The sequence below is a fragment of the Clostridium sp. AF27-2AA genome, assembly GCF_003478505.1.
GTDB lineage: Bacteria > Bacillota > Clostridia > Lachnospirales > Lachnospiraceae > Brotaphodocola.
In genome coordinates this window covers 50205-65560 of the sequence record NZ_QUFI01000009.1, presented here as the reverse complement: position 1 = coordinate 65560, position 15356 = coordinate 50205, and the positions used below count along the sequence as shown (strand labels likewise).

The 15356-nt window shown below is 48.2% G+C and carries 16 protein-coding genes; 1 reads left to right on the top strand and 15 read right to left on the bottom strand.

The genetic code is table 11. From position 1 onward, the window contains the following. The first annotated feature begins 92 nt into the window (after window positions 1-92). On the top strand, window positions 93-299 hold the full coding sequence (locus DWY84_RS06910; RefSeq protein WP_002596305.1) for a helix-turn-helix transcriptional regulator: 207 nt from the start codon (window positions 93-95) through the stop codon (window positions 297-299). A gap of 46 nt (window positions 300-345) precedes the next feature. Here the strand turns inward: DWY84_RS06910 and DWY84_RS06905 are convergent, their stop codons facing one another. From DWY84_RS06905 to rapZ, 15 genes are all read right to left on the bottom strand, one after another. Then, complete coding sequence (locus DWY84_RS06905; protein ID WP_038259775.1) at window positions 346-678, bottom strand: DUF6050 family protein; 333 nt, start codon at window positions 676-678, stop codon at window positions 346-348. Then, a complete protein-coding gene (locus DWY84_RS06900) occupies window positions 659-1723 on the bottom strand; it encodes a DUF6017 domain-containing protein (RefSeq protein WP_014081158.1) in 1065 nt (354 codons plus the stop codon). The genes DWY84_RS06905 and DWY84_RS06900 overlap by 20 nt, the downstream gene beginning before the upstream one ends. A 15-nt stretch (window positions 1724-1738) precedes the next feature. Beyond that, window positions 1739-2620 (bottom strand): ParB/RepB/Spo0J family partition protein, encoded by an 882-nt coding sequence (locus DWY84_RS06895; RefSeq protein ID WP_002596302.1) that lies wholly within the window; start codon window positions 2618-2620, stop codon window positions 1739-1741. Continuing rightward, window positions 2613-3395 (bottom strand): AAA family ATPase, encoded by a 783-nt coding sequence (locus DWY84_RS06890; protein ID WP_002596301.1) that lies wholly within the window; start codon window positions 3393-3395, stop codon window positions 2613-2615. The genes DWY84_RS06895 and DWY84_RS06890 overlap by 8 nt, the downstream gene beginning before the upstream one ends. A 23-nt stretch (window positions 3396-3418) precedes the next feature. Then, the gene (locus tag DWY84_RS17370) at window positions 3419-3595 is read right to left on the bottom strand and encodes a hypothetical protein (protein WP_002596300.1); all 177 of its coding nucleotides are present in this window, start codon (window positions 3593-3595) and stop codon (window positions 3419-3421) included. After that, window positions 3595-4068: a DUF6075 family protein gene (locus DWY84_RS06885; RefSeq protein WP_002596299.1), complete on the bottom strand. Its 474-nt coding sequence runs from the start codon at window positions 4066-4068 to the stop codon at window positions 3595-3597. Before DWY84_RS06885 ends, DWY84_RS17370 begins: the two co-directional genes overlap by 1 nt. A gap of 238 nt (window positions 4069-4306) precedes the next feature. Continuing rightward, window positions 4307-6259 (bottom strand): lysine--tRNA ligase, encoded by a 1953-nt coding sequence (lysS, locus tag DWY84_RS06880; protein ID WP_118531980.1) that lies wholly within the window; start codon window positions 6257-6259, stop codon window positions 4307-4309. A 42-nt stretch (window positions 6260-6301) separates the two neighbouring features. After that, a complete protein-coding gene (gene greA, locus DWY84_RS06875; protein WP_118531978.1) occupies window positions 6302-6787 on the bottom strand; it encodes a transcription elongation factor GreA in 486 nt (161 codons plus the stop codon). A 219-nt stretch (window positions 6788-7006) separates the two neighbouring features. Further along, window positions 7007-7975 (bottom strand): tRNA dihydrouridine synthase DusB, encoded by a 969-nt coding sequence (gene dusB, locus DWY84_RS06870; RefSeq protein WP_118531976.1) that lies wholly within the window; start codon window positions 7973-7975, stop codon window positions 7007-7009. Continuing rightward, window positions 7972-8313 (bottom strand): DUF6145 family protein, encoded by a 342-nt coding sequence (locus tag DWY84_RS06865; RefSeq protein ID WP_118531974.1) that lies wholly within the window; start codon window positions 8311-8313, stop codon window positions 7972-7974. The genes dusB and DWY84_RS06865 overlap by 4 nt, the downstream gene beginning before the upstream one ends. A 204-nt stretch (window positions 8314-8517) precedes the next feature. Continuing rightward, window positions 8518-9492: a 6-phosphofructokinase gene (gene pfkA / locus DWY84_RS06860; protein WP_118531972.1), complete on the bottom strand. Its 975-nt coding sequence runs from the start codon at window positions 9490-9492 to the stop codon at window positions 8518-8520. A gap of 136 nt (window positions 9493-9628) precedes the next feature. After that, the gene (locus DWY84_RS06855; protein WP_118531992.1) at window positions 9629-13096 is read right to left on the bottom strand and encodes a DNA polymerase III subunit alpha; all 3468 of its coding nucleotides are present in this window, start codon (window positions 13094-13096) and stop codon (window positions 9629-9631) included. 109 nt (window positions 13097-13205) lie between these two features. After that, a complete protein-coding gene (locus DWY84_RS06850; RefSeq protein WP_118531970.1) occupies window positions 13206-13463 on the bottom strand; it encodes an HPr family phosphocarrier protein in 258 nt (85 codons plus the stop codon). Window positions 13464-13511: 48 nt separating this feature from the next. Beyond that, window positions 13512-14477 (bottom strand): DNA-binding protein WhiA, encoded by a 966-nt coding sequence (gene whiA, locus DWY84_RS06845; protein WP_118531968.1) that lies wholly within the window; start codon window positions 14475-14477, stop codon window positions 13512-13514. A 6-nt stretch (window positions 14478-14483) separates the two neighbouring features. Continuing rightward, on the bottom strand, window positions 14484-15341 hold the full coding sequence (gene rapZ, locus DWY84_RS06840) for an RNase adapter RapZ (RefSeq protein WP_118531966.1): 858 nt from the start codon (window positions 15339-15341) through the stop codon (window positions 14484-14486). Window positions 15342-15356: the final 15 nt, after the last annotated feature.

The window sequence follows — 15356 nt, the reverse complement described above, 5'->3', positions numbered from 1 at the left end:
TACTCTCCTTGTATGTTTTATGGTGCGTACACGCACCATATTATTATATGTTTCATGCACTTAGAATACAAGTGTGGAAAGGAGCTTTCAGTATGATTAAATACGATCCGCTTTGGCGTACGCTAAAGGAAAAAGGAATCAGCCAGTACCAGCTTATCAAAGATTATGGCATTGATAAAGCACAGCTTCAGCGGCTTCGGCAGAACCTTGTTGTAAAAACGCTTATTTTAAACAGGCTTTGCCAGATACTTAACTGCCGGATTGAAGAGATTATGGAATACGTCCCGGATGATAATTAAAGGTGTTGTTCTGATTGATGAACAATGCCTTTTTCATTTTCGCTTTTCATCTGCACCTTTGGACATCGTGTCCAGAAGTATCACTGATTATCTTTATTATCTCCATCAGCACCATAACCATTCTCAGAATTACAACCACACCGCCAATCAGACCACCTACAATACAGTTCAGTGCCAGTATTCCTATACTTCCTGCAATTCCGAAATTTTTTGGTATGAGAATCATACACATTTTTCTGATCCCATAAGGACAGCCGACCAGTACCCAATACAGGAAAAAATCAAATCCTTCTGCTTTTCTGCAAATCGGATAACAGGTTATCATCCAAACTGCCAGCAACGATACCGGAAGCACAATTTTAACCAATATTCTTTTCATTCCAGCCACCTCCGTACATATCATGCTGTACCTCCTGCTGATAATAATGATTCATCGTTGAGGGTGCATTATAAAGAGCTGTTACCATATATGCCTTGATATTTGCAATTTTCGTAGTTGTTTCCTGCATACATCCTATCACATATTCCAAATGGGAGCTATTCAGTTTGAGGAACTTTGATTTTACAAGCTCATATGGATAATCATTTCCACCGATTTTAACAGTCTTATGCTTCACACATACAATCTCGCAGATTACCTCATACAATTCCTCATACAGCCCTTTGTCCTGCCATCTGCCATATTTCATGTGATGTTCGTACTCAATATTCTCTTTGATGATTTCCATGTAAGCATTGACATCTTCCATCACATCAATCTCCCCTTCCAACTCACTGCCGGATTGATTGATAGGATTGATATAATTCCTATCAATATTACTCTGGTTAGTATGATTATAGTTAGTATAATTAGGGTCTGCTTTTTGAACTTCCGCAAGTTCAGATATTGTACTTCTTGAAGTAAAATTTTTAGACTTCTGGAAGTCTGCTTTTTGAACCTCTTGAAGTTCAGTTTCTGAACTTCTGGAAGTATAACTTTTAGAACTCTTGAGGTTCAAATCCTGAACTTCTGTGGAAACATCAGCATTTGCAGGCGTTTCTTCTTCTGCTTCTCCTATTGTGGCAAAATTCTTTACATAAATAATATCCGGTTTTCCAAGTCCCCTGCGTTTCTTTTCGATCAATCCTATCCCATTATCACTGTCCAACTCTTTCATAATCTTAACACAGGTTGCTTTTGCACATCCCAAATCCTCCATGACATTATCAAGAGTATAAATGATATAGGCTCTGTTTTCTTCATCCAACCAGCCATTTTTCATAGACAGTGACATACGGTCAAGCATCAGACCGTACAGGAGCTTGGCATCGCTGCTAAGCCCCTTGAAACGCTCGTCTTTAATCAGCAACCGAGGAACACGATAAAAGGAAAACTGTTCTGCTTCAATCCCATAGTAATAATCAAACTGTATCTGTTTACCCATTTTACCGCACCCCCTTTACTGTTTCTTCTGCCATTCCTCCAATAATTGCAGGATAATCCCCTCAATCTCTTCGCTGGAGTATTCCTCTGAAAAAAACTGGCTGATTTTTTCAGACTTGATTGTAACTTTCCTCTCTTTCGGCTTTTCCTCGGTCAGTATCAGACGCACCATCGGCAGCGTCAGTTCGCCGCTTTTCCCATATTCCTTCAGCTTGGCAGACTGTACTGTGGAAATATTTGCTCCGCTTTCCTCAAGGATTACCAGCACCCACTGTTGTGCATCTTCCGACAGAAAGGAAATGTCAACACCCTGTACCAGACCGATTTTCTTTCTGTCAACCAACTCTAGCAGCTCATCGGACAGCCTTGCAAGCCAGATATACCGTTGCACCGTCTTTCCGCTTTCTCCGGCAGCTTCTCCTACCTCGTCAAGCGTATTTCCGTTTCCTTTTCTGCCCTGATGCTTCATAGCCTCGTATTTCATGGCATAAGCTTTCGCCTTCTCACTTGGCAGAATGTCCTCACGCTGAATGTTGGAATCCACCATGATAATCGTAGCTTCATCGTCTGTATAATTGCGGACTATCACAGGCATATCCTCTTTTCCTGCCCGTTCTGAACCTCGTTTTCTGCGGTGTCCGGCTATGATTTCATAGCCACCCTCTGCCCTCGGTCTTGCAATTCCCGGTACGAGCACCCCATACTTACTGATGCTTTCCGTTGTTTCTTCCATTTTTTCATCGTCCAGTACACGGAACGGATGATTTCTAAACTCATGCAAATCCGTGAGCTTGGCTCTGATAATCTGCTCTTCGCTCCCTGTCTTTTCTTCTGCATTTCCAAATAAATCATCATAACTGCTTAATTTTACCTTTGCGGCACTTCCTGCTTTACTCATTCCCAAGCACCTCCTCCGTCAAAGACTGATAAGCAGCGGCTACTTTGCCTTTCGGATCATGTTCGTAGATACTGACACCCTCTGCGGAAATCTCTGCCGCACGGACGGAAATGGGAATACTGTTTTCAAATATCCGCACCTTGCTACCGTAATTCTCCACCAGTAATGCAGTAATGTCCTTTGCATAATTGGTTCGAGCATCCACCATTGTCAGCAGAATCCCCTCAATCATCAGCTTCGGGTTAATCTGTCTCCTGACCTTTCCTATGGTCTTAATAAGCTGCTGCAACCCTTTTGCCGGAAGATATGCCGCCTGCACTGGAATCAGAATACTGTCCGCACAGGCAAAAGCGTTTATAGTAATCATGCCGAGAGAGGGCATACAGTCAATCAGAATATAATCATAATTATCCTTTACCAGCTCTATGTAGGAACGCATCACAAGCTCTCTGCTCATCACATTTACAAGTGATACTTCCAGACCGGAAAGCTCAATGTTTCCCGGCATCAGGTCAATTCCCTCTTTGTGTTTCAGGATACCATAATCCGCTTCCATATCTTCATCATTGATGATATTGCCAAGTGCTGTTGCAAGTGTTTCCTCTAGCTTGTCCGGCTCTGTGAAGCCAAGACTGTCTGTCAGACTGCCCTGTGCATCGGCATCAATCAGCAGGACTTTCTTGCCCTGTTTTGCCAATCCTATGCCTAAATTACTGGTTGTGGTGGTCTTGCCCACACCACCTTTTTGGTTTGCGATTGCGATTATTTTACACATGATAGATTCTCCTTTGTTTTCTGCTATTTTTCTGCTACGTTTCTTTTCTTTACTTCTACATACGCCCTGTAAAATTTCTTCGTTCCCTTATTCGGATACATCTCGGAAAACTCCGTTACTTCCACTTTCGGATTCCTCTGCAAAATCTTTCCGAACCACTTAATATCATTCTTTGTTCCCATCAATCTGACTTTTAACATTAGTCTGTTCCTCCCAATAAGGCATACAGCTTATGGTTGTATGTGGCATATTCCGGATACCGAATCTGAATTGCCTGCCAGAAATATGGTGCATAAGCACAGCAGAATATTTCCTCCACCGTGTACTGCCTGCACTCGTCCACCTGTTCTTCTGCATCTTCATAATCGGAAACACTTGGTGTTCCATTGCAATACAGATTGAATGCCATTCTGATCACTCTCACACTTCCACTGGTCTGCCAGCCTTCGTGTAAACACTCTGTTATTACGCATCCTGTTTTGAAATCATAAATTCTGTAAACATTTCTTCTGGTATCATCGCTGATCCCAAGACAATAGCAGAGTGCCTTGTGGTAAACATCCTGATACCGGACTTCCTTTAACTTCTCGTAGTAGAATTTCTCATGTGCATCGCTGATAAAAATAATCTTTTCTTCCTTTTTGGTTTCTGCTCCTAACGCTGTACTTGTCATAATAGAACCCTCCTTGTGTTATTTTGATTTTGTTTTGACCATAACAACAGAAAAAGGACACTCTCCGTTTTATTGGAAAATGTCCTTTTAATAGCATTCAACTATTAAGTTTTGAAAGGTTCTGATTTCTAAAACATCCCTTTTCAGTCCATATTAGTCCACCGAATGACACAAATTTGATGTCAATTTGATGTCAAACACTCGATAAACTCATAAAAGTCTATGGATTTTCTGATTCTTAGTACAACTTCGCACCTGCCGGAATCCGGTCATTCACCATGAGAAGATTTAATCCCTCATGTCCATCTTCCTCGTGTACTGCTGAAATCAGCATACCCTCGGAATCAATGCCCATCATCTTTCTCGGAGGCAAATTTACGATTGCAATCGCTGTCTTGCCAATCAGATCTTCTGGCTCGTAATACTCGTGAATACCGCTTAAAATCGTGCGTTTCCGGTCTGTTCCGTCATCCAGAGTGAACTTTAAAAGCTTCTTTGACTTCGGTACTGCTTCACATTCCAGAATCTTTACTGCACGGAAATCAGCCTTTGCAAAGGTATCGAAATCAATCATTTCTTCAAACAATGGTTCGATTTTTACGTTGGAGAAATCAATCTTTTCTGCAACCTTTTCCTCTGCCACAGCAGCATTTTCTACTGCCTTTTCAGCCTTCCCTTCGCCCTTCTTAGCGTCTAAGGACTTCATTGTCGGGAACAGTAATACATCGCGGATGGCCGGGCTGTTGGTGAACAGCATGACCAGACGGTCGATACCGTAACCGATACCGCCTGTCGGAGGCATACCGATCTCCAGTGCGTTCATGAAGTCTTCATCGGTGGTGTTTGCCTCGTCATCACCTGCTGCCAGTGCAGCCTCCTGTGCTTTGAAACGCTCTCTCTGGTCGATCGGGTCGTTTAACTCGGAGTATGCGTTACACATCTCACGTCCGTAGATGTACATCTCGAAACGCTCTACATACTCTGGTTTATCCGGCTTTCTCTTGGTCAGCGGTGAGATTTCTACTGGATGATCCATGATAAAGGTCGGCTGGATCAAGTTTTCTTCTACGAACTCTTCGAAGAAGAGGTTGATGATATCGCCGCGCACATGACGGTCTTCGTAGTGAACACCCTTCTCGTCTGCCAGCTTCTTAGCCTCTTCGGTGGTCTGGATCTCGTCGAAGTCAACTCCTGCATATTTCTTGATCGCATCTACCATAGTCAGACGCTCGAACGGCTTGCCTAAATCAATCTCAACGTCTGCATACGGAATGGTGGTGGTTCCCATAACCTCATTTGCGATATGACGGAACATATTCTCGGTTAAGTCCATCATACCGTAGTAATCAGTATATGCCTGGTACAGCTCCATGAGGGTGAACTCCGGGTTGTGGCGGGGATCAAGACCCTCGTTACGGAATACACGGCCGATCTCGTATACACGTTCCATGCCGCCTACGATCAGTCTCTTTAAGTACAGCTCCAGGGAAATACGAAGCTTTACATCCTCATCCAGTGCGTTGTAATGGGTCTCAAACGGTCTTGCAGCAGCGCCGCCTGCGTTTGCCACCAGCATCGGGGTTTCTACCTCTAAGAAGCCCTGTCCGTCTAAGTAACGGCGGATGCAGCTGATGATGCGGGAACGCATCACGAAGGTTTTCTTCACGTCCTCGTTCATGATCAGGTCTGTATAGCGCTGACGGTAACGCACGTCCGTGTTGGTCAGACCGTGATACTTCTCCGGAAGGATCTGCAGGCTCTTGGAGAGCAGCACCATGGAGGTTGCGTGAATTGAGATCTCACCCATCTTGGTGGTGAAGACGATACCTTTAATGCCCACGATATCACCGATATCCATACGCTTGAAGTCTTTGTATGCTTCTTCACCCAGGTCATCACGCGCAACGTAGCACTGGATGTTGCCCTTTAAATCCTGAACATTGCAGAAGGATGCTTTACCCATGACACGCTTGGACATCATACGTCCTGCGACGGATACTTCTTTGCCTTCCCATTCTGCATAGTCTGCTTTTACGTCCTCGCTGTGTGCGGTTACGTCATACTTTGTGATCTGGAACGGATCCTTGCCTGCTGCCTGAAGCTCTGCCAGTTTTTCACGGCGAACCTTCAGAAGCTGGTTGAGATCCGGCTCCTTCGCATTCTGCTGCTTTGCGTTCTGCTGCTCTGCCATCTTTTCCCTTACTCCTTCGTTCTTCTATAATAAATGCTGCTCTTATGATACTCTCTGGATCTCCAGAACCTTGTACTGAAGTACACCAGCCTGGGTTTCTACGTCTACAACATCTCCTACGCTCTTACCGATTAAAGCCGCGCCTACCGGAGACTCGTTAGAAATCTTATTCTGCAGGCTGTTGGCCTCGGTAGAACCAACAATCTTAAACTCCATCTCCTCGTCGAAGTCTACATCGTAAACCTTTACCTGGCAGCCGATGCTTACCTTGTCTAAGTCGATCTCATCTTCATCTACAACCTCTGCGTTCTTTAACAGCTTTTCCAGCTCCTCGATACGCAGTTCAATGTCTCTCTGCTCGTCCTTTGCTGCATCGTACTCAGCGTTCTCGGACAGGTCGCCCTGCTCACGCGCCTCTTTGATCTTCTGCGCGATTTCCTGTCTGCGGTGGATCTTTAAATCCTGTAACTCATCCTCATACTTTTTTAAACCAGCATAGGTTAAAATGTGTTTCTTGCTATCTGCCATGACACTCATTTCCTTCCTTATTTACACTGCCTGCTCCTGTAAGCAGGGCAATATTTTACACCTGAAACCACGGTCTGAACCCAAACCCGGGACCTGTGGTCATACATTCTGAATATTATACTTGAAAGCACTTTTCTTGTCAAGCGCTGAAACAGCCCGCACACACTGGTTTTTCCCGCTGTATACGGCAAATTTTTCTTCCGGGAAAGTACATCCCGATTACTGAAGCATTCTATGCTGCCGCAGCAGCTCCACCAGCTCCGCCTCCGTCTCCAGCATATTGCAGTCTCTGCGAATGGCAGAAGAATGTGGAAGTCCGGCGGTGTACCAGGCGATGTGCTTGCGCATCTCTTTCATGCCGATGTACTCGCCCTTTAAGGCTACGTGCATCCGGGTGTGGCGCAGGATCATCTCGCCCACCTCCACCGGTCCCGGCGGCGGAAGCACTTCCCCGGTTTCCAGGTAATGATTAATCCGCTCAAAGATCCATGGGTTTCCCCTGGCTCCGCGGCCTACCATCAGTCCGTCACAGCCGGTTTCTTCCAACATCCGCTTTGCGTCCTGGGGTTCAAAAATGTCTCCATTTCCGATAACCGGAATCTTCACAGCTTCCTTCACCTGACGGATAATATCCCAGTCCGCCTTGCCGGAATAGTACTGCTCCCGGGTCCGTCCATGCACCGCCACAGCGGCCACGCCGCAGCTTTCCGCGATTTTTGCGATCTCTACCGCATTCACATGGTCATCGTCAAAGCCTTTGCGGAACTTGACAGTGACTGGCTTGTGTACCTTTCGCACCAGCGCCGATAAAAGCTCCTCCACCAGCTTCGGATTCTTCATAAGGGCGGAACCCTCGCCGTTTCCTACAATTTTGGGAACCGGACATCCCATATTCAGGTCGATGATATCATAAGGACCGTCCTCTACCTGATGGGCAATGTCACTGACGATCTCAGGATCAGAGCCGAACAGCTGTAAAGATACTGGCCGCTCGCCCTCGCCGATAGCCATAAGATCCTTCGTGTTGCGGTTCTTATAAAGAATGGCCTTGGCGCTCACCATCTCCGTGACCAGAAGGCCGCAGCCCTGCTCCCGGCACAGCTGGCGGAATGACATATCTGTCACTCCTGCCATTGGGGCCAGAACCAGGTTGTTGTCCAGTTCTACATTTCCGATTTTCAGCTTCATTCTTCCGGTTCCTCGCCAAGGTAAAATACCTTAAAGTATAACTCCAGTGCCTTTAAGAACTCCTGTCCCTCCTGGCGGTACTGCTTGATCTTTAAGTCTGCGCCGATCTCATCACAGTAGCCATCATATTCGGATACCGTGTGCTTAAATTCCAGCGTGCCATCTGGCTCAAATTCCATGGTCAGAATACCGCCGCACTCCTCTGTAAACCAGACGCACATCACATGAAGCTGTTTCTTCACTGCCTCTGGGAGGCTTGCAAACTCTTCATTAAAATAATACTTTTTTTCGTAGCTGTTAGAACCACAAAGAACGATATTTCCGTCCTGTCCTGTCATCCGCGTTTTCCTCCTGAATTTATGCTTCAGCAGCCCATGATCCAGACCAGAAACTACTGCAGCATCTTGTCAAAAAAATTTCATATCCGCAAACATGAAACACGCCCGGCGGATATGCTGCCGGGCGGATATAATATGTTTGATTGTCTCATGCAGCCCCGCCTGAGGGCAGGACGCATGTCGATTCTGCTGACCTGAAATGCTTTATCTTGCCAGCATCTTTGCGATTTCGAACTGTTCCTCAGAGATGTCCTTCTTCATCTGAAGGGCTTCCTGAATGTCGAAATCAACAAACTCACCATGCTTGTAAGCTACCAGACGGTTGCTCTTGCCTTCACACAGGAGTTCTGCTGCCCTTGCGCCCATGATGGACGCGTACACACGGTCCTTACAGGTCGGAGTGCCGCCTCGCTGCATGTGGCCCAGAATGGTGGCTCTGGTCTCAATGCCGGTAGCTGCCTCAATGCGGCGGGCCATGGAAGTGGAATGTCCGATGCCCTCTGCGTTGATGATGATGTTATGCTTTTTGCCGCGTTTGCGGTTTTCGATGATCCGGTCAATGAGGGCCTGCTCGTTGCCGTCATAGCGCTCCGGAAGCAGAATGTCCTCCGCTCCGTTCGCGATACCGCACCACAGTGCGATGTAGCCCGCGTTACGTCCCATAACCTCGATGATACTACAGCGCTCATGGGAGGTAGAGGTATCACGTACCTTATCGATGGCCTCCATAGCGGTATTGACTGCAGTATCAAATCCGATGGTGTAATCGGTGCAGGCAATATCCAGGTCAATGGTTCCCGGAACGCCGATGGTGTTGACGCCAAGGGCCGCCAGCTTTCCGGCGCCGCGGAAGGAACCGTCACCGCCGATGACTACGATACCGTCAATGCCATGCTTGCGGCAGATCTCCGCGCCCTGTTCCTGGCCTTCCGGAGTTACAAACTCCATACATCTTGCTGTATACAGGATGGTACCTCCACGGAAAATGATATTGGACACATCGGTACTGCTCATGTCTACGATCTCTTCCTGTAAAAGTCCTGCGTAGCCACGCATGATTCCTTTTACCTTCATACCCTTACTGATGGCAGTACGAACCACCGCACGGATGGCTGCGTTCATGCCCGGAGCATCTCCTCCGCTTGTCAGGACACCGATTGTCTTTACTTGCTTTGCCATAGTTGTCTCCTCCTGTTACCCTTCGTTTTCGCGATGAGCTCTCTGTCTCGTGCAGAAAGCGCTACGCGATTTCCATTCCGTTTATTTTATATAGATGCACTTTTTTTCATACAAACTGTATTCTAAAACATTTTTTCTATCTTTTCAATCCCTTTTCCACAACTTTGACATTCTTTTCACCAATTATTTTCATCAGCTTTTCCGTCACTTCTGTTGACGCTGCCACATGCCAGTTTGCGGGAAGAACCTTCTTTGCCCGTTCCTTTTCCAGATAAATGATCACGGTATCATGGCCATCAGAGCCCCTCAGAATTTCCGTCACTTCCGGCCACCGGGCATCATACTCGGTCTTATCGGCAAACTTCAGCCACAGATCCTTCGGAACCTCGTCAAAGGGGATCACCTGCTCACAGATCAGCCGTCCTGCCGGGTCATCCCCAATGGAGGTACGTCCGCTGATAAACACCTTTGCATCCTCATTCAGGAGCTGCTTCTTATTCTCGTAATCCCGCGGGAAGACGATGACTTCCACGGAACCAACCATATCCTCCAGAGTCACAAAGGCCATCTGCTGGCCATTCTTCGTAAGCTTTACGGTCCTGGCTGTTATCATGCCGCCAATGGTCGCCCGGGCGCCGTCTTCCACAACAGCTCTTCCTGTCTCCTCATCCACCATAAAATCGGTTGTTTTGGCGGTAATGCTGTTTTTCCAGGTTTCAAGATACTCATCCATCGGATGACCACTGACATAGATGCCAAGTGTCTCCTTCTCGAAGGCCAAAAGTTCTCCCTTCGGAAACTCCGGCACCTTCGGCATGGTGATCTGGTATTGCTGCTTTTCTTCCTCTGCCGCAAAATCAAAAAGGCTCAGCTGACCCTCCAGCACATTTTTGCGGTCCTTATTTTTCTGATCCAGAAGTTCCGGCGCAATCATGGTCTTCTGTCTCCGGTTGCCCGGAAGAGAATCCATGGCACCGGCCTTGATGAAATTCTCCAGGGTACGCTTATTCACCTCACGGCCGCCCATGCGCTCCACAAAATCATCAATGGAGGTAAAAAGGCCGTTATTCTGACGCTCCCGGATGATCTCGTCCACCACATTGCGTCCAATGCTCTTGATTGCCGACAGACCATATCGGATCGCATCACCGGAAACAGAGAAACCGCTCTGCCCTTCGTTGATGTCAGGCGGCAGGATACGAATGCCCATCTGGCGGCAGGTCAGAATGTACTCCGACACCTTACCCACATTGTCCATAACAGAAGTCATAAGTGCCGCGAAGAACTCCTTCGGATAATAGTATTTCAGATACGCCGTCTGATATGCAACCACCGCATAGCAGGCTGCATGGGATTTGTTAAAAGCGTATCTTGCGAAATCGATCATCTCATCATAAATATGATTTGCAGTCTTCTCATCAATGCCATTCTCAATACAGCCCTTTACGTTTTCTTCCTGATTGCCGTACACAAAATTCTGGCGTTCCTTCTCCATGACCGCCGCCTTCTTCTTGGACATGGCACGGCGCACCAGATCGCTTCGGCCCATGGTATAGCCCGCCAGATCGCGAACGATCTGCATAACCTGTTCCTGGTAGACGATACAGCCATAGGTCGGTCCCAGAATATGCTCCAGCTGCGGACATTCATATGTGATGGAGGCCTTATCATTCTTTCCTTTCAAATAACGCGGAATGAAATCCATCGGTCCCGGACGATAGAGAGAAATTCCCGCAATGATATCCTCCAGGTTTTCGGGCCGCAGCTCCTTCATGAAGCTTTTCATTCCCGAACTCTCCAGCTGGAAGATGCCATCGCACTTTCCGGTGCCAATGGATGCCAGGACATCTTTATCATTATAATCAATTTCTTCCATAACCAGATGAACGCCGTAGTTTTCCTCTGCCTGACGCACCGCATTCTGAATGACAGTCAGGGTTCGGAGGCCTAAAAAGTCCATCTTTAACAGTCCAAGCTCCTCCAGCGTCGTCATGGTAAACTGTGTGGTAATGGTACCGTCTGATGCGCGGGAAAGCGGAACAAACTCATCCATGGCCCGCTGGCCGATCACCACGCCGGCCGCGTGCATGGAGGTATGACGCGGAAGGCCCTCCAGGCGTCTGGCCATGTCGATGAGGTAGCGCACCTCATCATCATTCTGATAGGCCTCACGCAGATCCGGACTCTGCTTTAAGGCCTTTTCCAGGGTCATGCCGAGATCTCCCGGGATCATCTTTGCGATCGCGTCACAGCGGGCGTACGGAAGGTCCAGAACACGTCCCACATCCCGCACAACACCCTTGGCCGCCAGGGTACCGAAGGTAACGATCTGTACCACCTGATCCTTTCCGTATTTCTCGACCACGTAATCGATGACTTCCTGCCTGCGTTCGAAGCAGAAGTCAATATCGATATCCGGCATGGATACCCGTTCCGGGTTCAGGAAACGCTCAAAGAGCAGATCATAGCGCACCGGATCGATATTAGTGATCTCCAGACAGTAGGAAACGATACTTCCCGCTGCGGACCCTCGTCCCGGACCGACCATGATGTCGTGGGATCTTGCGAAATGAATGAAATCCCATACGATCAGGAAGTAATCCACATACCCCATGTTGTGGATTACACCCAGCTCGTAGGAAAGGCGTTCCTGCAGGGTTCCATCATCATTTGGGTAACGCTTCGCCATGCCATCCTGGCACAGCTTATTCAGATAGCTCCAGGAATCGTATCCCTCCGGCACCTCGTACTTCGGCAGCTTTGTCACGCCAAACTCGATCTCAACGTTGCAGCGCTCCGCGATCTTATGGGTGTTATCGATGGCTTCCTGGGCGTATGGAAACAGCGCCCGCATCTCTTCCTCAGACTTCACATAGTACTGGCCGCCCTCGTAACGCATACGGTTCTCATCAGACACCTTCTTGCCGGTCTGGATACACAGCAGAATGTCGTGAGCTGCCGCATCCTCTGCCAGAATGTAATGAATATCGTTGGTTGCCACCAGATCCATGGAAAGCTCCCGGCTCATGCGCATCAGGCCCTGGTTTACCATTTTCTGGGTGGAAATTCCGTGGTCCTGCAGCTCCAAAAAGAAGTTGCCTTTTCCAAAGATCTCTTCATAATGCCTTGCAGACCTGCAGGCCTCCTCGTACATGCCCCGGGCCAGATAGCGCTGCACCTCGCCCGCCAGGCAGGCACTGAGGGCAATGACGCCCTCATGGTAGGTTTCCAGCACCTCATAATCCACACGGGGCTTATAATAAAAGCCGTCCACAAATCCCTTGGACACGATTTTCATAAGGTTGTGGTATCCGGTATCATTTTCCGCCAGCAAAACCAGATGATAGTAGCGGTCCTCGCTATTGGTGTTTTCCCGTTCAAAGCGGGAACCGGGCGCCACATAAACCTCGCAGCCGATGATGGGCTTGATGCCCACTTCCCTTGCCGCACGGTAAAAGTCAATGACGCCATACATAACGCCATGGTCGGTGATGGCCATGCTGTCCATGCCAAGCTCTTTGGCCCGCGCCGCCAGCTCTTTGATCTTACAGGAACCGTCCAGCAGACTGTACTCTGTATGGACGTGCAAATGTGTAAATGCCACTGTCTTCTCCTTTATATCCTCATAAAAACAGGGCGGAAATATCATTTCCACCCTGCCGCTTCAGCATCTCTTGTATAGACTAACTTTTGGGGAAAGGATCGGTAGGATCTTATTTCTCGCCCTTTAAGTATTTTTCAATGTTGTCAAGTGCTTCGTTCTCATCGTCTCCGTCAGCAGAAACGGTAATCTCCTCACCAGCGCCCATGCCAAGTGTCATCATACCCATAATGCTCTTCGCATTCACGCGGGCATTGTTGTTCTCTACATAGATCTGACTGTCAAACTGGCTCGCAATCTGAACCAGCATAGCGACTGGTCTTGCCTCAAGTCCGGATGAAAGTCCAATGGTGATCGTTTTCTTTAACATAATTATCCTCCTCGTTTTCGGACATGATCAAAGGCTCTTCTCTCTCTGTCATGCCCCTGTGTCAGGCCTTTCCTGTCTCAACCGTTCTGCCATATTTCCCAGTTTTCTGAGACGATGGTTGACACCTGATTTCCCAACCGGCGGGTCCAGAGCTTCTCCCAGCTCTTTCAGCGTAGCCTCCGGTCTGGCCAGCCTTAACTCTGCGATTTCCCTCAGATTGTCCGGCAGACTGTCAAACCCTGCCGTATCTCTGATGTATATGATATCTTCCATCTGCTTGACTGCCGCCGATACCGTCTTGTTGATATTGGCTGTCTCACAGTTTACCTGCCGGTTCACACTCCCGCGCATCTCCTTGAGAATGCGGATGTTCTCCAGCTCCATAAGCGCAACTGGTGCTTCCATGACGTTTAAGATATCAACGATCTGGCTTCCCTCTTTGATGTAAACCACGAAATATTTCTTCCGCAGCACGATCTTGGCTTCGATTCCCATGGAAAGGATGAGGCCCTGAATCTGCTTTGCCTTTGCTTCGGTCGCGCAGGCAATCTCAAAATGGTAAAACTTTTCCGGATCGCTGATGGAACCTGCTGCCAGAAATGCCCCCCGTATGAAGGCACGTTTGCAGCAGTTCTGCATGAGGACCACGTTCTGGGCCAGGGACAGATTCTCCTCGATTTCCCCGTATGGATCAATGAGTTTCACTGCCTGAAGCACCCGCATGGCGTCCTCGTGATGGGTAACTGCCACGGTGCAGGTCCTGTTTTTGTGGTTCCCGATGCCCTGCCGTATGGAGACATCAATTCTTATATTAAATGTTTTTTTCAATAATGTAAAGTACTTTCTTGCAACTGCCTCATTTTCCGTGTGGATCTTCACCCGGTAGCGGTTATTCTCCGAAATCTGGATACGCCCGCAAAGGCTTAAGATTGCCGCGATCTCCGCGATCTGGCAGTGCCTGGCCGGAGAAAGCTGCCTGGAAAGTTCTTCCTTTACCTTAGAAGAAAATGACATATCCTGCTACCTCTCAATATCACGGTGCTCAATCTTCAGTCCGTATTCCTCAAGCCCGCTTAAATGCTGGTACAGCGCATTCGCCACGGTGACAGAGCGGTGTTTCCCGCCGGTACAGCCAATGGCAATGACGAGCTGGTTTTTCCCCTCCTGCACATAGTTTGGAATGAGAAAATCCAGCATCTCGTAAAGCATGGAGAGGAATTTGTCTGCCGTGCCGCCCTGGCGCACATAGGCCTGGACCTCCGCCTCCTGTCCCGTGTGACTGCGCAGGGCCTCCACATAGTAAGGATTCGGCAGAAAACGCACGTCAAACACCAGATCCGCGTCATTGGGAATCCCATATTTAAAACCAAAAGACAGCACCGTGATGAACAGATTCTGATACCGCCGGTCCTGGACAAAGATTTTCTCCAACTCCTTGCGCAGCTCCCTGGTAAGAAGGCTGCTGGTATCCAGGATCACATTTGCCTGCTGCTTAATAAACGCAAGCTTTTCCCGCTCCAGCTGGATGCCGCTGTCCACCCGGCCTTTTCCCGCAAGGGGATGAGAACGTCTGGTTTCCTTATAACGCTTGACCAGCGTGGTGTCACTGCTGTCGAGAAACAGGATTTCATAAGGAACCTGCTGTGCTTTCCAGTTTTCCAGAACCTGCTCCAGCTGAGGAAGCTCCTCTCCGCTCCGGATATCAATTCCAAGCGCCACCTCCTCATGGGCCGCCGGTTTCTGCATGACAAGCTCCACAAACGCCTCCATCAGAGGGATCGGCAAATTGTCTACACAGTAAAACCCAAGGTCCTCCAGCATTTTCAGGGCCGACGTCTTTCCGGCTCCTGACATTCCCGTCACGATTACCAGTCTCATCTGTTTTCTCCGTTT

Bases quoted from the DNA above. Each gene is read 5' to 3' on its own strand.
- dusB (WP_118531976.1), bottom strand. From the start codon at position 7,975: ATGAAGCTGAAAATCGGAAATGTAGAACTGGACAACAACCTGGTTCTG.
- DWY84_RS06890 (WP_002596301.1), bottom strand. From the start codon at position 3,395: ATGTGTAAAATAATCGCAATCGCAAACCAAAAAGGTGGTGTGGGCAAG.
- DWY84_RS06900 (WP_014081158.1), bottom strand. From the start codon at position 1,723: ATGGGTAAACAGATACAGTTTGATTATTACTATGGGATTGAAGCAGAA.
- DWY84_RS06865 (WP_118531974.1), bottom strand. From the start codon at position 8,313: ATGACAGGACAGGACGGAAATATCGTTCTTTGTGGTTCTAACAGCTAC.
- lysS (WP_118531980.1), bottom strand. From the start codon at position 6,259: ATGGCAGAGCAGCAGAACGCAAAGCAGCAGAATGCGAAGGAGCCGGAT.
- pfkA (WP_118531972.1), bottom strand. From the start codon at position 9,492: ATGGCAAAGCAAGTAAAGACAATCGGTGTCCTGACAAGCGGAGGAGAT.
- DWY84_RS06850 (WP_118531970.1), bottom strand. From the start codon at position 13,463: ATGTTAAAGAAAACGATCACCATTGGACTTTCATCCGGACTTGAGGCA.
- rapZ (WP_118531966.1), bottom strand. From the start codon at position 15,341: ATGAGACTGGTAATCGTGACGGGAATGTCAGGAGCCGGAAAGACGTCG.
- DWY84_RS06910 (WP_002596305.1), top strand. From the start codon at position 93: ATGATTAAATACGATCCGCTTTGGCGTACGCTAAAGGAAAAAGGAATC.
- DWY84_RS06885 (WP_002596299.1), bottom strand. From the start codon at position 4,068: ATGACAAGTACAGCGTTAGGAGCAGAAACCAAAAAGGAAGAAAAGATT.
- DWY84_RS06905 (WP_038259775.1), bottom strand. From the start codon at position 678: ATGAAAAGAATATTGGTTAAAATTGTGCTTCCGGTATCGTTGCTGGCA.
- greA (WP_118531978.1), bottom strand. From the start codon at position 6,787: ATGGCAGATAGCAAGAAACACATTTTAACCTATGCTGGTTTAAAAAAG.
- DWY84_RS17370 (WP_002596300.1), bottom strand. From the start codon at position 3,595: ATGTTAAAAGTCAGATTGATGGGAACAAAGAATGATATTAAGTGGTTC.
- whiA (WP_118531968.1), bottom strand. From the start codon at position 14,477: ATGTCATTTTCTTCTAAGGTAAAGGAAGAACTTTCCAGGCAGCTTTCT.
- DWY84_RS06895 (WP_002596302.1), bottom strand. From the start codon at position 2,620: ATGAGTAAAGCAGGAAGTGCCGCAAAGGTAAAATTAAGCAGTTATGAT.